The 17,916-nt window shown below is 41.6% G+C and carries 16 protein-coding genes; 7 read left to right on the plus strand and 9 right to left on the minus strand.

The features are described 5' to 3' along the window. Nucleotides 1–132: 132 nt before the first annotated feature. The 6 genes from ACH11B_RS01450 (at nt 133) to ACH11B_RS01475 (ending at nt 8,551) form a co-directional block, all read left to right on the plus strand. A complete protein-coding gene (locus ACH11B_RS01450) occupies nt 133–1,215 on the plus strand; it encodes an efflux RND transporter periplasmic adaptor subunit (RefSeq protein ID WP_130858277.1) in 1,083 nt (360 codons plus the stop codon). After that, nucleotides 1,212–4,313 (plus strand): efflux RND transporter permease subunit, encoded by a 3,102-nt coding sequence (locus ACH11B_RS01455; RefSeq protein ID WP_130858278.1) that lies wholly within the window; start codon nt 1,212–1,214, stop codon nt 4,311–4,313. Before ACH11B_RS01450 ends, ACH11B_RS01455 begins: the two co-directional genes overlap by 4 nt. Nucleotides 4,314–4,336: 23 nt before the next feature. Next, nucleotides 4,337–5,686, plus strand: coding sequence for a TolC family protein (locus ACH11B_RS01460; RefSeq protein ID WP_130858279.1), 1,350 nt, complete (start codon nt 4,337–4,339; stop codon nt 5,684–5,686). A gap of 44 nt (nt 5,687–5,730) precedes the next feature. Beyond that, nucleotides 5,731–7,158 (plus strand): MFS transporter, encoded by a 1,428-nt coding sequence (locus ACH11B_RS01465; RefSeq protein WP_130858280.1) that lies wholly within the window; start codon nt 5,731–5,733, stop codon nt 7,156–7,158. A 142-nt stretch (nt 7,159–7,300) separates the two neighbouring features. Beyond that, the gene (locus ACH11B_RS01470; protein WP_130858281.1) at nt 7,301–7,534 is read left to right on the plus strand and encodes a heavy-metal-associated domain-containing protein; all 234 of its coding nucleotides are present in this window, start codon (nt 7,301–7,303) and stop codon (nt 7,532–7,534) included. Nucleotides 7,535–7,747: 213 nt separating this feature from the next. Continuing rightward, nucleotides 7,748–8,551, plus strand: coding sequence for a hypothetical protein (locus ACH11B_RS01475; protein ID WP_207303812.1), 804 nt, complete (start codon nt 7,748–7,750; stop codon nt 8,549–8,551). 149 nt (nt 8,552–8,700) lie between these two features. Here the strand turns inward: ACH11B_RS01475 and ACH11B_RS01480 are convergent, their stop codons facing one another. The 9 genes from ACH11B_RS01480 to ACH11B_RS01520 form a co-directional block, all read right to left on the minus strand. Next, nucleotides 8,701–9,093, minus strand: coding sequence for a biotin/lipoyl-binding protein (locus ACH11B_RS01480; protein WP_130858282.1), 393 nt, complete (start codon nt 9,091–9,093; stop codon nt 8,701–8,703). Nucleotides 9,094–9,159: 66 nt separating this feature from the next. Continuing rightward, a complete protein-coding gene (locus tag ACH11B_RS01485; RefSeq protein ID WP_130858283.1) occupies nt 9,160–9,438 on the minus strand; it encodes a hypothetical protein in 279 nt (92 codons plus the stop codon). 112 nt (nt 9,439–9,550) lie between these two features. Beyond that, on the minus strand, nt 9,551–11,731 hold the full coding sequence (locus tag ACH11B_RS01490; protein WP_130858284.1) for a TonB-dependent receptor domain-containing protein: 2,181 nt from the start codon (nt 11,729–11,731) through the stop codon (nt 9,551–9,553). A 65-nt stretch (nt 11,732–11,796) separates the two neighbouring features. Continuing rightward, on the minus strand, nt 11,797–12,117 hold the full coding sequence (locus tag ACH11B_RS01495; RefSeq protein WP_130858285.1) for a DUF6660 family protein: 321 nt from the start codon (nt 12,115–12,117) through the stop codon (nt 11,797–11,799). 219 nt (nt 12,118–12,336) lie between these two features. Next, entirely contained in the window at nt 12,337–12,732 is a 396-nt protein-coding gene (locus ACH11B_RS01500; RefSeq protein WP_130858286.1) for a type II toxin-antitoxin system VapC family toxin, read from the minus strand. Beyond that, a complete protein-coding gene (locus ACH11B_RS01505) occupies nt 12,714–12,914 on the minus strand; it encodes a hypothetical protein (protein WP_130858287.1) in 201 nt (66 codons plus the stop codon). The genes ACH11B_RS01500 and ACH11B_RS01505 overlap by 19 nt, the downstream gene beginning before the upstream one ends. 84 nt (nt 12,915–12,998) lie before the next feature. Further along, nucleotides 12,999–13,367 (minus strand): helix-turn-helix domain-containing protein, encoded by a 369-nt coding sequence (locus ACH11B_RS01510; protein ID WP_130858288.1) that lies wholly within the window; start codon nt 13,365–13,367, stop codon nt 12,999–13,001. Between the two features lie 11 nt (nt 13,368–13,378). After that, entirely contained in the window at nt 13,379–13,777 is a 399-nt protein-coding gene (locus ACH11B_RS01515; RefSeq protein WP_130858289.1) for a helix-turn-helix domain-containing protein, read from the minus strand. A 10-nt stretch (nt 13,778–13,787) separates the two neighbouring features. Then, complete coding sequence (locus tag ACH11B_RS01520; protein ID WP_130858290.1) at nt 13,788–14,171, minus strand: helix-turn-helix domain-containing protein; 384 nt, start codon at nt 14,169–14,171, stop codon at nt 13,788–13,790. A gap of 471 nt (nt 14,172–14,642) precedes the next feature. Between ACH11B_RS01520 and ACH11B_RS01525 the strand changes: the two genes are divergently transcribed. Then, a complete protein-coding gene (locus ACH11B_RS01525) occupies nt 14,643–17,906 on the plus strand; it encodes a SusC/RagA family TonB-linked outer membrane protein (RefSeq protein WP_130858291.1) in 3,264 nt (1,087 codons plus the stop codon). The last annotated feature ends 10 nt before the right edge of the window (nt 17,907–17,916 follow it).

Genomic DNA, 17,916 nt, shown 5'->3' on the forward strand with positions numbered 1-17,916 from the left:
CGTATTCATACCCCTTAGTGAATGATCAACTTTGTAGTGTTAATTCAGCATATGAATACTGTAAAAATTTCAATTATCACGCTATAAAATAATAAAGTTTAATCATTTGTTGCACAATTAAATAATAAGACCATGTTATACAAATATACGAAACTCAGGTTTGGGGTTTTGATTCTCCTGTTGGGTAATATATTGATTGCCTGTGAGAGCAAGCCTGAAAACGCATTAGAAGAAACGGCGACTGCTCATGACGATGCAGCCAAATTACCCGTAGATATTATGATCGCAAAAGAAAAAGAGCTTAATCACGATGAAATCGTGGTAGGAACAATGATGCCCTATCGCGAAGTATCCATTGTCAGCGAATTACCCTTAAAAATCACCCAAGTGGCTTTTAAAGATGGTGGCTACGTGAAACAGGGAACTATACTTTACACATTGAATGATGCCGATATCAGATCCCGTTTAAAGGAAATCGAGGCTGCACTGGAACTGGCACAACTGAATAAACAGCGGTTGTACAATCTTCTGAAAACCGAAACCGTAAAACAGCAGGAGTACGACGAGGCACTTATGCACTTCCGCTCCTTAGAGGCACGACAGGAATTGCTTCGCGTAGAACTTGACAAGACGGTGATCAAAGCCCCTTTTTCAGGAAAAATTGGTATTTCAAAAGTGCATACCGGAGCATATGTAAGGCCTGGTACAGATTTGGTTACCTTGCAAGACCAAAACAGTGTCAAAATCAATTTTTCCATTCCCGAAAGATACTTGCCATTAATAAGTACTGGAACGAAAGTACGGTTTACTACTGAGCTTTCTGAGCAACAACTTGAGGCTACCGTAGTGGCGACCGAACCCGGACTTGATGCTTCTGGCAGAAGCCTACAGGTTCAAGCCATGGCTAATAATTCCGATGGAAAATTCCGAGCGGGTCTGTCTGCAAAGATATATTTTGGTATCAGTGGCCAAGGTGCTAAAGGCGTAAGCGTACCAACCGAAGCCCTCATGCCCGGTGAGGGTGGGTACAATGCTTTTATTCTAGCCAATGGAAAAGCGAAACCTGTGGCAGTTACCATAGGTAACCGAACCGAATCAGAAGCTGTTATCACATCTGGTTTAAGCACTGGCGACAGTATCATTATCTCCAATATGCTACGCATTAGCGAGGGTATGCCAGTAAAAGCCATTATATCAAAAAATAATACGTTATGAGTATATCGTCACTAAGTATAAAAAAACCAGTATTGGCAGGAGTATTCTCTCTTTTGCTGGTTATATTGGGTATCATAGGATGGAAACAATTGGGAGTGCGAGAATTTCCATTGACAGAACCGCCGGTTATTTCTGTTATCACGTTTTACCCCGGAGCAAGCCCTGATGTAATTGCCTCCAAACTTACAAGACCAATGGAAGAATCCATTGCTGAAGCAAGCGGTATCCGTACAATTTCTTCCGAATCACGGGAACAGGTAAGCGTTATTTCAATAGAATTTAATCGCGACACCGATATTGAAGACGCCTTGAATGACGTTAGAGATAAGGTGGCCAAATCCCGTAAGCAACTTCCAGCTGATGTGGACCCACCGATTGTTCAGAAGGCATCTTCGGCGGATAATCTGGTTGCCTTTCTTGAAGTTGAAAGTGATACCAAGGACATCAAAGAAGTAAGTCATATTGCATCAACCGTCATCAAAGACAGAATGCAGTCTATTCCTGGCATTAACAACGTAGCTATCGTAGGCGAGCATAAATATGCCATGCGGCTCCGATTTGACCCCGTAAAACTAGCGACTTATAAACTTACGCCTGAAGATATCAGACAAGCTCTACTCAGGGAAAATATTGACCTTCCGGCCGGCCGGATAGACGGCGAGAATAGTGAGCTAAGCATACGGACACTTGGTCGGCTTACAACCGCAGAAGAGTTTAATGAAATGCTGATAAAGCAAACCGGCAATACGGTAATTAAATTGAAAGATGTTGGAACTGCGGAGCTTGGTGAAATGAATGAGCGTACAGCCATCATCAATGAAACCGGAAACTTGAACCGTATCGGCGTAGGGGTGGCCATCCAGATTCAACGGGATGCCAATGCCATTGAGGTAGTGGATGAGTTTTACAGACGCCTAGAACAACTGCGAAAGGATATCCCAACGGACTATCGTCTGATCGTCGGTTTTGACTTTACACGCTCCGTTCGCGAATCCATTAAGGAAGTAGAAGAAACATTATTTATTGCATTCGGATTAGTCGTGCTGATTATCTTCCTTTTCCTCCGTGACTGGCGTTCCACTATTATTCCTGTGCTGGCGATTCCTGTTTCGATCTTGTCTGCATTTTTTATTATGTATATAGCTGGATTCTCCATCAACGTCCTCACTCTTTTAGGATTAGTGCTGGCAATTGGGCTGGTGGTGGATGATGCTATTGTAGTGCTGGAGAATATCTATAAAAAAATAGAAGAAGGCATGACACCTATTCAGGCAGCATTTAAAGGGTCTAAGGAAATTTACTTTGCGGTTATTTCTACGACTATTACCTTAGCTGCCGTATTCTTGCCTATCGTATTCATGGGCGGTATCAGCGGTCAGCTTTTCCTGGAATTTGCTATCGTTGTGTCTGGTTCTGTATTGGTTTCAGCCTTTGTAGCGCTAACGCTTACACCTATGCTGAGTGCTTATTTCCTAAAAAAGAAAGAGGGACCGGGATGGTTCTACCGGGTCACAGAGCCATTCTTTGTTCGATTGAATAACGGATATGCCCATCTACTTAAGAATTTTATGCGGGTCAGATGGTTGGCCTGGGTCTTTCTGATAGCCACTACGGGGCTCATCTATTTCGTAGGGAAGCAATTACCATCAGAACTGGCTCCTGTAGAAGACCGTTCGAATATGAACTTAATTGCCATTGCTCCCGAAGGCGTTTCCTTCGATTACATGAAAAGAAACATGATGGAGGTAGGTAAATACGTAAACGATTCTACTGATGGATTGTACCAGACCTACTCGATGGTGGCCATTTCGTTCATTCCGGCCCCAGCACCTGTCAATATTGCCGTACAAAGTATCTACCTGAAAGATCCTAAAGAAAGAAAAGCTTCCATACAGGACCTGTATAATCAATATGGAGCAGCATCGGGCAATTTCAGGGGATTTCTTTTATTTCCTTACTTGCCGCCTACAATCGGTACACGATATGGTGGTGGTATGCCCGTACAGTTTGTATTACAGGCACAAAATCTGGACAGTCTGACTTCCGTACTTCCAAAATTTTTGGGAGCGGTACGTCAGAGTAAAAAACTTATGTTTGCAGATGCTGACCTAAAGATCAATAAGCCCGAGGTGAAAATCAGCATAGACCGTGAAAAGGCCGCCCTAATGGGTGTTTCCATAGAGGAGGTAGCCCGTACGCTACAGCTTTCTCTCTCCGGGCAGCGATATGGATATTTCCTCCGTAACGATCGTCAATATGAAGTGATCGGACAATTGTCTCGTTCGCATAGGAATAACATCAAAGACCTTAATGCTGTCTATGTCCATTCCACAACAGGCCAGATCATCCCCTTAAGCAACCTCATCACAACAGAGGAAGCGGTAAGTCCTGCAGCCATTTACCGGTACGATCAATACACATCTGCCACCATATCAGCTGCACCCGCACCCGGCGTTAGCCTTGCCGAAGCCATACAGGAAATTGAAGAAATAAAAGCCGATGTGCTGGGAGAAAACTTTAAGACTTCATTGGCTGGACAATCACGCGACTACACCGAAAGCCAAGGCAATATCACTTTTACCCTTATATTGGCGCTGGTGCTTATTTATATGATACTTGCGGCACAATTTGAAAGCCTGCGCGACCCGCTTACCATTATGCTTACCGTGCCAATGGCAGTAACAGGCGCAGTCCTCAGTTTGCACTGGTTTGGCCAGAGCCTAAACGTATTCAGCCAGATCGGAATTATTACCTTGGTAGGCCTGATCACAAAGAATGGAATTTTGATTGTAGAATTCGCTAATCATCTAAAAGATACCGGATTATCTAAGCTTGATGCGGCTATAACAGCTGCCGAACAACGTTTCCGTCCCATCTTGATGACATCGCTTGCGATGATATTTGGGGCATTGCCGATCGCCCTTACTGTCAACAGTCGCCAGTCTTTAGGAATTGTGATAGCGGGAGGTTTGGTCTTTTCGGGCATCCTCACACTATTTATTATTCCTGCAGTTTACTCCTATTTATCCAGCAGTAAGCGCAGAAAGGCTGTTGTGGAAGAAAACATAGAGGAAATAAGCGAATCGGCAGTGTCCTAGTTATAAATTTCGATTAAGTCACAATGAAAAAAACAGCATATATAATTATTACAACTTTTCTGTTATTAGGTGGTCACAGCCCCTTACAGGCACAGAAAAAACTGTTATCCCTTGCAGATGCTTTGGGAATGGCAAGTGAGGGAAATAAGGCGCTGCAGGTGCAGGTCTTGGAGGAAATTCACGCTGCGGCACTGACACGGGAGAAGAGAGGCACCTTGCTGCCAAGTATATCGGCAAACGTAGCCTACTCCCATTTCTTTGACAGACAGACAATATTCCTGCCCGGCTCGTTTGCTGGCACGAGCAAGCCGGTACAAGAGATAGCTGTAGGTGGCAGAAATGCCTACAATGGATTTATATCCCTTTACCAACCCATTTTTGCCCCCAGCATAAAGCGACAAACAAAAGCAGCTTTGATCAACGAAAAGATGCAGCACGGAAAAACAGCAGACTTCAACAGCAGGATTGCGCTTCGGGTATCTACTAACTATCTCGGTATATTGATGATGATGGGACAGTTAGATTTGCTGGAGCAAAGCCTGCAACGAAATATCAAAGCACTGAAGGATGCCCAGTCACTGTTTTTACAGGGGCGCGCATTAAAATCTGATACCTTACGGAGTTTTATCGCTGTTGAAAATTTAAAATCTTCGGTTTCGTATCTAAAAAACAGTATTAACGTGTCTACCATTGAGCTAAAAAGGCTTATTGGTTTGGAGGAAACAAACGATATACAATTGAGCGATAAACTCGATGTTGATCTACAGAGAAGTCAGTACGAGTTTTACACAGTAGATGAAGCATTGAAAACCGCAGAAGCAAACCGCAAGGATTTGGGCGTCCAAAAATTGGCTATTGATTTTCAACAAAAAAAAATGAAAGTGGCACAGGCAGAACTAATGCCTACACTATCGTTGATAGGGCAATATCAAGTGCAGGCGCAATCCGATGACATGCGATTTGGAGATTATGCCTGGCCGAGAACGTCGTTTTTAGGTGTGCAGCTTTCTGTCCCCATTTTTAATGGTAACCGAACTAGGTCTCAGATCAGTCAGGCAAATATCAGATTACAACAGGAACAGATACGTCTGAACGATTTCAAGGACGAAATCAAAACGCAATTGGCCACTATCATCAGCAAATGGAAAGAAGCAAAATCGCAATTGGAGATACAGAAAACAACGGTAAACTCGGCAGAGCTGAACTACCAAATGAACGAAAATCGCTTTGAAAATGGCTTGAGTTCAAGACTTGAACTGACAGATGCAGAACTGGCATTGACACAGGCAAGGATAAACCACCTGCGGGCAACCTATAATCTGCGGGTACTCCATACAGAACTGCAACATACGTTGGGGCTTTTGAGCCTTTGATAAAAGATAAATTTTAGAAGAACAATTTAAAGACAATTCATAAGATGAATAGGGAAACAATACAAGCGACAGACCAAGCTGCTCCATACCCCAAACGTTGGGCAGCACTTTTCTTGCTATGTACTGCACAGTTTGTGGTTATCATGGACACGTCAATCATTGGGGTGGCACTACCTGCAATAAAAGAAGATTTGGGCTATTCACAATCCGGCCTGCAATGGATTTTTAACGCGTACGTGATTGTGTTTGGTGGGGTTTTACTACTTGGCGGACGTTTGTCTGATCTTTTCGGGGCACGCAAGATTTTTATGTGGGGATTTGCTATCCTTACTGCCGCATCGTTGTTAGCAGGTATAGCCTGGTCGGAAACGGCACTTAATATGGGCAGGGGTTTACAGGGCTTAGGGTCGGCATTGATTGCCCCAGCAGCCCTTACGCTGGTCATATCCAAGTTTACCGACCCTAAAGAGCTGAACAAAGCTTTCGGTTTCTGGGGGGCATCAGCCGCTGCTGGAGGTTCGGCAGGGGTTTTCCTTGGTGGGGTGATTACCGAATGGCTTTCCTGGCATTGGGTGTTTCTGATTAATATTCCTGTTGGACTTCTTGTAATGCTTTTCAGTCAACGCTTATTGCTGAGGGGCGCCACTAGAAAAGGGAAAGTGGATGTTGCCGGTGCAGTACTGACTACAGCTGCACTTGTTTTAACGGTGTATACCATTGTATCAACAGAACATGCAGGTTGGCAGTCAGCACGAACCACCTTCCTATTTGGTTTATCATTGGTCTTGTTCATTGTTTTCTTCATAGTGCAGAAGCAAAAAAGCGAACCTCTGGTCCCCATAGGAATCTTTAAAGTCCCCAATCTTTTAGCTGGTAACCTCGTAATGGCGTTATTGGCAGGAGCATGGATACCGCTATGGTTTTTCCTCAATCTTTACTTACAGCAGATCCTGCACTATTCCGCCTTTCACAGCGGACTCGCCCTGCTACCCATGACCATCGCCATTATGGTACTGATGGTAGGCTTTACTGGAAAACTCGTAGCACGGTTTGGTTTTAAATCAAATATAATAGCCGGGCTTATGGTACTTGCAAGCTCGCTGTTGCTGTTTAGCAATATTCCTGCAGACGGGTCTTTCGTAATCAATGTCCTGCCAGCCTCTTTATTAGGTGCAGTGGGTATGTCCTTAACCTATATACCGGGGACAATTGCGTCCATGTCGGGCGCTAAACCTGAAGAAACCGGGCTCGCTTCCGGGCTGGTAAACACAAGTTATCAGGTCGGTTCTGCTTTCGGATTGGCCATCATCGTAGCTATTTCTGCTATGGAAACCAAGGCCGTAAAAATAAAGGGTGAAGCCGACATTGAAGCATTAAACGCCGGTTTTCAGACCGCGTTTTTCTCGGCGGGCATCGTATGTGTGGTGACGGCATTAATTGCGACGATTTCTATCAAAACCCTTAAACAATAAGGCGAGAAGGGTATGAAAGACATGGATAACGAATAAAATATTAATCAGTAAATTTTACAAATTAAAGCAAGAATAACGTAAGTAGGAGTAGCCTTTGTTTGCTCAACTTTGTATCATAGACAATAATAAAAATTAAAAGAAAATGAAAAATAAAAATCTTCAGTTCAAGACAAACCTTAATTGTGGAGGTTGTGTATCAAAAGTACAATCAGATTTGGATAATGCAAATGGAGTTTGCGAATGGAATGTGGACGTCGCCAATAATGATAAAATCCTTACCGTAAAATCGGAAGGTATTACAGAAGATGAAATCGTAGCGATTATCAAAAGTAAAGGCTTTAAGGCTGAACCAATAAGCGCTTCATCGCAATTCTAAAATTTGTATAAAAATGGTATTAGCCGTGGCTGTATTGTTGTACGGAGTTTCGGCATTACCCAATTCAAAGTCGCATTTAGACAATTAGATTAATATTAAAACGGTATTGATAGGGTTAAACACATAATCTAAAACAATATTGCTACAATCAGCGGTTTCTTGGAAATGTTAAGCCGTTACAATGCAGAATGCAATAAAAATAAATCATCAAATATGAACACACACCAGCACGCACAGCACAAACATTCCGATAGCAAAGGAAAATTTGAAGTAAAAATTGCTTCTGAGCCACAAGCGATCGAAGTGGGTAAACCGACAAAACTATCCATTGCCATTACCAAACATGGCAAAAATGTACCATTGGACGTTGTGCATGAAAGGAAAATGCATTTTCTGGTAGTGGATGAAGACCTAAGCTGGTTTAATCATACCCACCCTGAAGAACAGGCAGACGGAACATACAGCGTTTTAGAAACATTTCCATCAGCAGGAAAATACTTGTTGTTTGTTGATTACAAACCAATCGGCGCCGGGGCAGATATCAATAAGCAGGAAATCAATTTAACGGGTGAAAAGACTTTACAATTAGCAGAAACTGCGGTTAATTTTGTCTCCGCCACGGACGGGTTTACTGTAACTTTGTTAAACGGAAATGATTTTAAGACAAATGGAAACCAACGCTTGCAATTCACTGTGGAGAAAGATGGTCGCAAATTAGAGGAAAAAGATATGGAAAACTATCTCGGAGCACCCGCGCACATTGTGATGATAGGCCAAGTCGATAAAAACTTCTTACACATCCACCCTGTATCAAAGGAAGGTTTTCCAATTTATGCTGAAACCCATGTCGAAAAAGCTGGCATTTACAGATTGTGGGTGCAGTTTCGGATAGATGGGGTGGTACATACTGTTGATTTTACGATAAATATTACCGAAGGCGAAAAAACTGCGAAAGATGACAGAGCGATCATCACAAACATTAGGAAAAATCCTGATAGCAGGCCTAAATTAAGATAAGAAAAATGGTACATAATGCGCACGGCCCTATTTTATTAGCGTAAAAAAAGAAAACCGATGAGTTGTGTTTCCTCTTCTTCAGCATATCCTTCTGGTTCTCTATCCGTTACTGCAAAATAAAATACCTGCCATCTGCTTCTACAATAGCATCATTGGGTACAGCGGCAGTAGTCGGCAATTGTAGCAATTACCTGTCCCTTTTTTACATGATCGCCTATTTGTACAGTAAGTGCCTTTACCACACCGCCATATATAGAAGTTACGTTGGCCTTGTTGTTATTGGGCACCCTGAGCAAACCGTTGGCTTTTATGGTAGCGGTAAGTCCCTTTTTTTGGATTGAACCCAATTCTATACCTACCGTTTTTATTTGCTCTTCGGTAAGCGATGCAATGGTTGCTGTTCCTTCTTCGTGGGCTTCCGCTGCTTTAGCTTCTTGTTTTGGGTTCTTGTCGCTTTCCTGTTTATTATTGCCACAGGCTGAAATAAGAAGTACCGAAGCAATTATCGCTACCGTTATTATTTGATTTATATGGAATTTCATTTTTATCTTATTGGTTAATGAGCGAATAGATAGTAATAATAGACTGATTGACCTGCTGAATGCTTCTTAAATAGTCGAATTGTATGTCTGTAGCCGTTTCCATAGCGTAAAGATATTCGACGTAACTAAGTCGCCGGTGCGATAACCCAATTGGGCCGCAGAAGCAATATCCCTTGCATTGGGCACGGCTTTCTGCGGGTAATAGTTAAACTCTTGCAGCTCTTGCTTGTACTGGTTTATCGCATTTTGAAAGTTGCTAAACAGTAGCCTTTCCTGCTGTTGTGCACTGGCTGTGGCTGCCTGTTTCTGATAATCCAATGCCCTTACTTTTGCGAAAGCAGCCATTGCTCACCTTCAAGCTCGGGCCTTACACGTCCTTTCATGTTCACACTTACATCTGCTTCAATAAAAAATGGCAAAGTATATCTGAAACAGATACAGGGTTTCTAAAATTGAACTAGAGCCTGAGTTTCACGCCTCCGTTTATAACAAAGCCATCAACAGGAGCATAAATATCCCTGAATACAGGATTGGTGATACTTCCCGTATAAATGGTGTCAAATTTGGTCTGTCGGGTATCGCTGAAATTCTCCAAGTTTATGAAGATTGAAAAGCGTTCCCATAGTTTTTCTGCCATGAACCCGGTGGTCCAGTAGCCTTTGCCCGTAGCGCCATCATTGAGCTTTTGTTTGCTGAAGTAATAGGCTTCCAGGCCAATCTTCCACTGATCTTCTATTTCGTACATCAGCACATTGTTCAAACGGTGCCTCGAAACAAGCGGATAGGGGTTGCTGGTACTTTGGGTGTGCTGATTCACATCGGCCATGGTATAGCCGATGAACAGCTTAAAGTCAGCATAGGTAATCTTGGCGTTCGTCTCCATTCCTTTGGTATCCAGGCTGCCCTTGGCTTGCACATAGGCCAGGTTACCGCCGGTTGCAGCAGCTAACAGGATCGGATCGTTGATGCGGGTATAAAAAAACATGTGGTTGATACTGAACCCTACGTTACCATCAAAAAGTGAGGTACGGTAATTAACATCATAATTAGCTCCGTAAGAACGCTCCGCTTTTGTGTTAGCTACATCAATAGGCAATACATTCCTGAACTGAATACGCTCGGCATCTTCTGTGAATACAGTAGGTGCTTTATAACCCAGTCCACCGCCCAAGCGGGTTGAAAAATGTTCGCTGATCTTCCACAAACCGGAAATCTTCGGTAAAAGAAAGAAGCCATACGCATTGTGATAATCCCCGCGAATGCCCGATTCAATACTCAATTTTTCAGACAGATTCCAGGTGTTCTGGGCAAAGGCACCAATGGTATTGTAATTATAGTTTCTTAAGACTGTGGCGCTCTTCCGGTCTTCCTTGAAGTTGTCCGTCAGGAAATTGATACCCAATACCCAGTCCGCTTTTTCTCCATTCCGGCTATAATTAGCTTCACTATAAGTAGACGCCTGTACACCGGAAAAAAGATAGTTTGGCAGACCGATACTACGGTCATAATAGCTTACTGAATTGCGCAATGTCAGCTTCTGGTTTTCATCTATTTTGTGATTCATTTCGATCTGCGTACTATAACGCCCGGTTTTGTTTTCTTCAAAATAAGCGTGGTTTGCGCTGCCATTTCCTTTAACGTATTCCAGGTCACCCCCGATCCGTTTTTCAGCGGTGGCGTTAATCCCGGCAGACAGGGTGGTCGCTGCATTGAAATAAAAGTATAGTTTAGGGTTTAAAGTAAAGCGATCAAACTTAGGAATAGCCGTTAAGCCAATATCGGAAGGATCGTAGGCCGTTCCTTTATTATAGGCACCGTAAACGGTAATACCAATTTTATCAAATTTTTGCGCGTAAAAACCGCTGGCATCTAAGCCCAGTGCCGAAGTTCCGTTCAGCAGAAAATTGAGCTGACGTTCTTCGGTAGGCTTTTTGGAAACCAGGTTCACAAGCCCGGCAATAGCTCCACCACCATAAAGGGTTGAAGACGATCCTTTGATCACCTCAACCTGTTGTAAGTCCAGCGGAGCGATCTGTAACAGGCCCAAGCCGCCTGAGAAGCCGGAGTACAGCGGAAAACCATCACGGATAATCTGGGTATATTTTCCGTCAAGTCCCTGAATACGTATGGCCGAGTTACCACTCGTAGCGGATGTTTGCTGCGTTTGTATGCCGGTGCTTTCGGCCAGCAGCATACGAATGTCGCCCGGTTTCATATTGCCCTTTTCGTCCAGTTCTTCGCCAGAGATGACCTCCACACGAGTAGGTATATTGTCGATGGTACGGCTGCTCCGCGTAGCGGAAACCACCACTTCTTCCAGCTCTTCATCCTCTTCGGTTGCTTCTAGTAAAACGGTAGCTGCTGCAGTTTCGGCAAGCGGAAAGGTTAAGGTATCGGTTTTAGTCCGAAAACCTACATAGTTATATTGTATCACCTGCCGGCCAGAAGTTATTCCGGTAAGCGTTACCGAACCGGTATTGTCAGATGTTGATCCAAGTGTTGTCCCCAGAACTTTTACGGTTGCTCCCGGCAGGGGTTGATTTGTTTTTGCGTCTTTGATGATCGCTTTGTATGTGTTTTGGGCATAGACCATGGCTGTAAAAAACAGCATGGCCAGAAGCACAATTGTTCTTTTCATGATTTGATTTTGTAATACTGATTTCGATAAATAAGTCCATCTCGGACAGTGTGTAAAATGTGGACTTAATAAAGCTTAGGCGGCTGCCAGATGGAAAGGGCAATAAGAGGCAGTCCGGCCGTAATGTAAGCCGTATTATGCTTTACAGGTTTGATCGGTATGGCGAAGGTAACTGCCTGCTGTGTGGTAAATGTGAATCCGATGCAAGTTCCGCATAAGTAGAACGGAGAGCAATCTTTGCAGGAATCATCTGATTGCCCGTCGCATACGTGTTTTTCCTTTTGCGTTGTTTCATGTGCACATGAATCAGCCCCTTCCAAAGCACAGCAAGGTGCGACGGAAAGCACGACTACAATAATGGCCAGAAATAAGGATACGAACTTCACGCCGTAAAAATATTCATTTAAGATTTAAATCTTAAATGAATTTGATTTCAAATAGAATTCCCGTTGAAGCCCGCTTTTCAATGATATCAAAGCAATAAAGTGCGTCCAACTCAATTGTCGTATTGCTGATCCGACAATTAGTTCACGAAAATATTGTGACAGACCTATGTATTCTGCTTAAACAGGTCAAAAACAACCATACTTGATTGATTTTAACACTTAATAATCTATTTTCTTTGGATTGATATATTCCAGCAAAGGGACTTTAAGAAAATCTTTGTCATTGTCAGCAATTAAGGTGAGCCCGTTAACAATAGCTGTAGCGGCAATAAGGGCATCAGGCAACTTCAACTTATAAGCCTTCCTAATTCTTATCGTTTCTGCAACAATACGCTCATCAACTCCCAATATTGTAGAGCTGTTAACAAATTGGTGGAACGTTTCAATGTCTGAGGGATTTTCAGGAGACCATACTAACAATTCAATTTCTGTAATAAAGGATATTACACATTCTCCATCTATTATCTCATCGATCATTTCCAATGAAGCATCTGGAAATGTACCGTTGAGGTACTTAATTACGGCTGATGTATCAATTAGGTATCTCTTCGCCATTCGTTACGCAATTTCTCCAATTGTGTATCTATTTTATTTTCGCTCATAGGAGTTTGAATTTTCTTCCTTAACGAAGATAACTTGACGGGGCTTTTCATCATCTTTATCAGATTTAACTCTTCAAGCTCTTTCAATAAGCGATAAGCTTTTTGATTCGTCAACTCTATTACTATTCGTTCCATATAACAAATTTACGCATAAGTGGTGGAAAAAGAAAGATTAACGCGATGCTTTAACAAGCATCGCGTTAATCTTTCTTTATTGTTTCAATTATTCCTCGTTTGCACGCGTGCTTGTAGACGATTTGCATCCCGTTTACTTTTATCGACCTGTTCCTCTAAATTCTTGATCTGGTCAGAAGAGCAACCTTGGTACATTATGTTCACTCCCTGATTACCATCATAATTGTTAAAGTGGTTTGTATAAGTGGCCTTTTCTTGATAGTTGAGTATATATTCTGGGGCTACTCCGAAAATCTCCGATAGCTCGTAAAGTCTTGACACTGTAACGTCTGCAACATTATTTTCTATATTACTATACGCTTTAACTGTTATACCGAGAGCCTTTGCTACATCCTCTTTGTGCAAGCCTTTTTCCTTTTCTCGGATTTCTTTAATATTCTCTCCAATCTTCATATCTTAAATATTTAAAATTCTATATTATTGTTTTTCAATAGTGCTTCAAGTAAAGAGATTCGTTTCCGTTCGCTTTCTAGCAATTCCTCTTGTAATTTAAGGATTTTCTTATTGTTTTCGGACTCTACATTTGTTCCGCCTTGATGCATAATATTAGTCCCCTTATTGCCGCTTTTGTTGTGAAAATAATTATAGAATTCTTTCTTCGATTGCTTATAGTTCAGGATATATTCTGGACTACATTCAAATATTGAAGCAATCTCTTCCAGTCTAGTTAAACTGATATCTGTAACATTATTCTCAATGTTCCCATATGCCCTTTCGGAGATATTTAACCTATCGGCCATATAGCTCCTTTTAAAGTTTTTTTCGGTCTCTCTAATTTCTCTTATATTATCGCCAACTTTCATGTTAAAAGGTTCAAAAATCTATTGGTATATTGTTTTCGCGCAACAACTTTTCAAGCTTGGGTATCCTTTTTAGCTCTTCACTATACAACTCTTTGTATGCTTTCCTTACTTCTTTTTGATCAATTCCCTGAATCTTAATATTTGTTCCCGAATTATCACTATGATTAAAAAAATAATTTTTTATTCCGTTGGTCGGTTCGTTAAGCTGAAGTAATTCTACAGGAGTTAAAGACAAAACACTACAAATTGCGTCCAACATACTTAAAGTTATGTCAACATCATCATTTTCAATTGATTTGTATTCATCAACACTAATTTTCAATTCGTCGGCCATAAACTCTTCAGTATACTTGTGAGCTCTTCGGATCTCAATGATGTTTTTCCCTATTTTCATTTTATAAATTTTTACGATCGTAAATATAGTAAAACTTCCACAGAAGAACAAATACTTCTAAATAAACTTCCGTACAAATTCATCTTTCTGAACTACAACATCAATTACTAGAAGCGATTTTCTCTAATTTTCATCACATTTGTTTTTTCTTTGCTGTTCCTAACAATAGATTATGAAAAAGAAAAAGACACCAAAATCAATCCAAACCATTTTAGAAAAGGTTCTAAAGGGTTACCGTCTATCTAAGCTTTTTTCATATCAATCCTTTAAATTTCGTCCGATAGTAATACTAACTGATGAAGAAATCACTGTCAATAACTCGAATTTCAATCTAACGATTCAATGTGCTGCGGAAAAAAGCACTAAAAAGGACCTATACAAGAATCTCATTAAATCTCCTGTTTAGCCCCTTTCCCCTTCTTTCCAAAAAGAAGTTCAACCTAATTTTTAACCAAACCGTAATCACAGAAAATGAATTTAACGCTCATAAGGGCTTTGCTGTGCCCAAAAGGCGAGCTATCGGCTTTCGGCAATCGGCTATCAGCTAAATCCCTGTTCAAGAAAAAAAGTACTAATAAAAGAAATATCACCTATCTCCACGCTACTGTCCGTCCCCATTTTTTGGGACGAACGACCGTGTGCAGGGACGAACGACATAAAATTATTGCAAATGGCACTCTAGGGATTATTAACAGATGTTTCCCTAAGCTAGACATGAAGCCCAATTTGGCCAAAGTGGCCTTGCGCGGCCTTAATCCTTATAGCTCATACCTTAAACCTTACACCATATACCTTATAACCTTAAAGATTTTGTTCTGTGTTTGTTTGGCACACGCCCGGCAGTCCTCCTCCACGGAGGCTGCCACCGGCGTGGCTTTGCAGCAAATAACGCTGAAGGGTAATGTATTGTCAGCGGTTAATGGCGAACCGCTTGAAGGAGCCACCGTACGTACCGAAATCACCTCTATAAAGACTGATCAGAAAGGGAATTTCACTGTCATAACCAAAAAGAACAAGGGAACATTTACGGCCACCTATTTGGGTTATCAAACCAAGGAAATTCAGTACGATATTTCTACCAGCCAGTACTATACCGTAAAACTTGATCCACAGCAAAATACCCTAGATGAAACCGTCGTAATTGCTTATGGACAAACTACCAAACGCTTCAACACCGGTAGTGTTGGGCGTATAACCGCAGCAGAAATTTCAAGGCAACCGGTTGCCAATCCTATAGCTGCGTTACAGGGGAGAATTCCGGGAGTAGAGATAACACAACAGAGCGGACGTACGGGATCAAATTTTAATGTTCTTATCCGTGGAAGAAGTTCCATCGACAACGGCAACGAGCCATTATATATTGTAGACGGGGTACCTTGGTTGAGTAATAGTATAGGCCAGATAACGGTTACGGGAGGTTCAAGCAGTCCATTCAATAACTTAAATCCGAACGATATAGAAAGTATAGAAGTGTTAAAAGATGCGGATGCAACTGCTATTTACGGTTCACGAGGAGCTAACGGTGTTATTTTAATTACCACAAAGAAAGGAAGCGTCGGAAAAACCGAAGTTGATGTTAATGTATATAACGGATTTAATAAGGTCGCAAATATTGTTCCTTTAATGAATACCGAAGAATATCTGAATATGCGGAGGGAAGCATTGAAAAACGACAACATTACACCTACGGTTACAAATGCACCTGATCTTCTGCAATACGATCAAAATACATTTACAGATTGGACGGATCTCTTGATCGGAAGTAGCTCAAATGTCACCAATGGTCAAATTACGTTATCCGGTGGAACCGGCGAAACGAATTTTAGGCTCTCGGGAGGATTTCGATCGGAGGGAAACGTATATCCTGGCGAAGAACTAAATAGGCGCTATAGTGGTCAGTTAAACCTTAATCACAGTACAAATGACAAAAAGTTCCTGGCAGTTATGAGTGTCGGTTATTCCAACGACAACAATAATATTCTACCATTCGATCTGACTTCCGGGATATATTCTACTCCTAATTTAAAGCCTTTTGAAGATGATGGTACCATGCTTTATGGAAACTCTCCTTTTTCGATGACCTTACATCATTATAATCAATTACAAACCAATCTTATTACAAACATCAACTTATCATACTCACTTTTTAAAAGCGTAACCTTACGATTAAATAATGGATATACAAAAACAGATAATGATCAAATAGAGGTTACTCCTTTAGCTGCATTTGGGAATAATTCTACAAGAACAAGCGGCGAATCCCGTTTTTCAAATTCAGCATTTAGCAGCTGGATTTTAGAGCCCCAACTTTCATATCGGAAGACTTTCAGCGATCATGCCTTTGACATTTTGTTCGGAGGTACGTGGCAACAGGAATCTCTTAAAGGAACGAGAATCAATGCAACTGATTACAGCAGTGAAGAACTTCTATATACTACCACTGGAGCGGCATCAATTACCGCAAGTGAACAATACAGCTTATATAAATATCAGGCAGTCTTCGGAAGAATAAACTACCAATTTAAAAATCGTTATTTAATTAACCTGACAGGCAGAAGGGATGGATCGTCGCGATTTGGACCAGGGAAACAATTTGCAAACTTTGGAGCGCTCGGAATCGCATGGATATTCTCTGATGAGCATTTTATAAAAAACAAATTGCCAAAAATGAGCTTTGGAAAAGTGCGTGCAAGCTTTGGCACTACCGGTAACGATAAAATCGGTGATTATCAATTTTTGGACACGTATGGAGGAGTTGCCTATCCTTACGATGGTGTTAGCGGGTTAAAGCCACAACGCCTATACAATCCAGATTACGGTTGGGAGAGCAATCGCAAACTTGAATTTTCTGCCGATTTGGGTTTTTTCGATAACAAAATTTTGTTTTCAGCAGGATGGTTCAGAAACAGAAGCGGTAATCAACTTTTGCAATATTCCCTTCCAACACAAACAGGCTTTACCGGAGTTACAAGAAATTTACCGGCGTTAGTGGAAAATAGGGGATGGGAAATAGAGTTGAACACCATAAACCTTGCGAACACGGCAATAAAATGGAACACAGCATTCAACATAACCATTGCGGGTAATAAGCTGTTAGATTTTCCAAATCTTGAAAAATCTAGTTATGCAAGCCAATATTCCATAGGTGAATCGTTGAACATTATGAAGGTTTATCCATACTTGGGTGTAGATCCAATGACCGGCCTTTGGAGTGTGGATTTAAACGCCGGCAGATCAGTCGTCAAGGATTTAAGCACAAAATTTTACGGCGGACTAAATAATCAATGGCAATACGGTCGATTTCAATTGGATGTATTTATTCAGTTTGTGAAAAAGAATGCAAGAAATTATCTCTCCAGTTTACCGGCAACAGCCGGTATTCAGGGAGCCAACATGCCAAAACTGTTTGAATCGCGATGGCAAAATCCCGGCGATATTACCGATGTACAAAGGTTCGGCACCGTTGCACCCGCGACAACAGCGAGGACAAACTTCCTGATTTCAGAAGGGGCATTTGCGGACGCATCTTTTTTACGGCTAAAGAATATATCCTTAAGCTATTCACTTCCCGCATCGGTGACCAATAGAGTAAAAATGAAACTAGTAAGGTTTTATCTACAGGGACAAAACCTCCTAACCATTACAGGCTATAAAGGCAATGATCCCGAAGTAACTAATATGACGGTATTACCACCATTACGGACCGTTACTCTGGGAACACAAATTACCTTTTAGGCATCAATAA

This window comes from Olivibacter sp. EAT-5, assembly GCF_044784325.1.
In the GTDB taxonomy this organism is placed as follows: Bacteria; Bacteroidota; Bacteroidia; order Sphingobacteriales; family Sphingobacteriaceae; genus Olivibacter; species Olivibacter oleidegradans.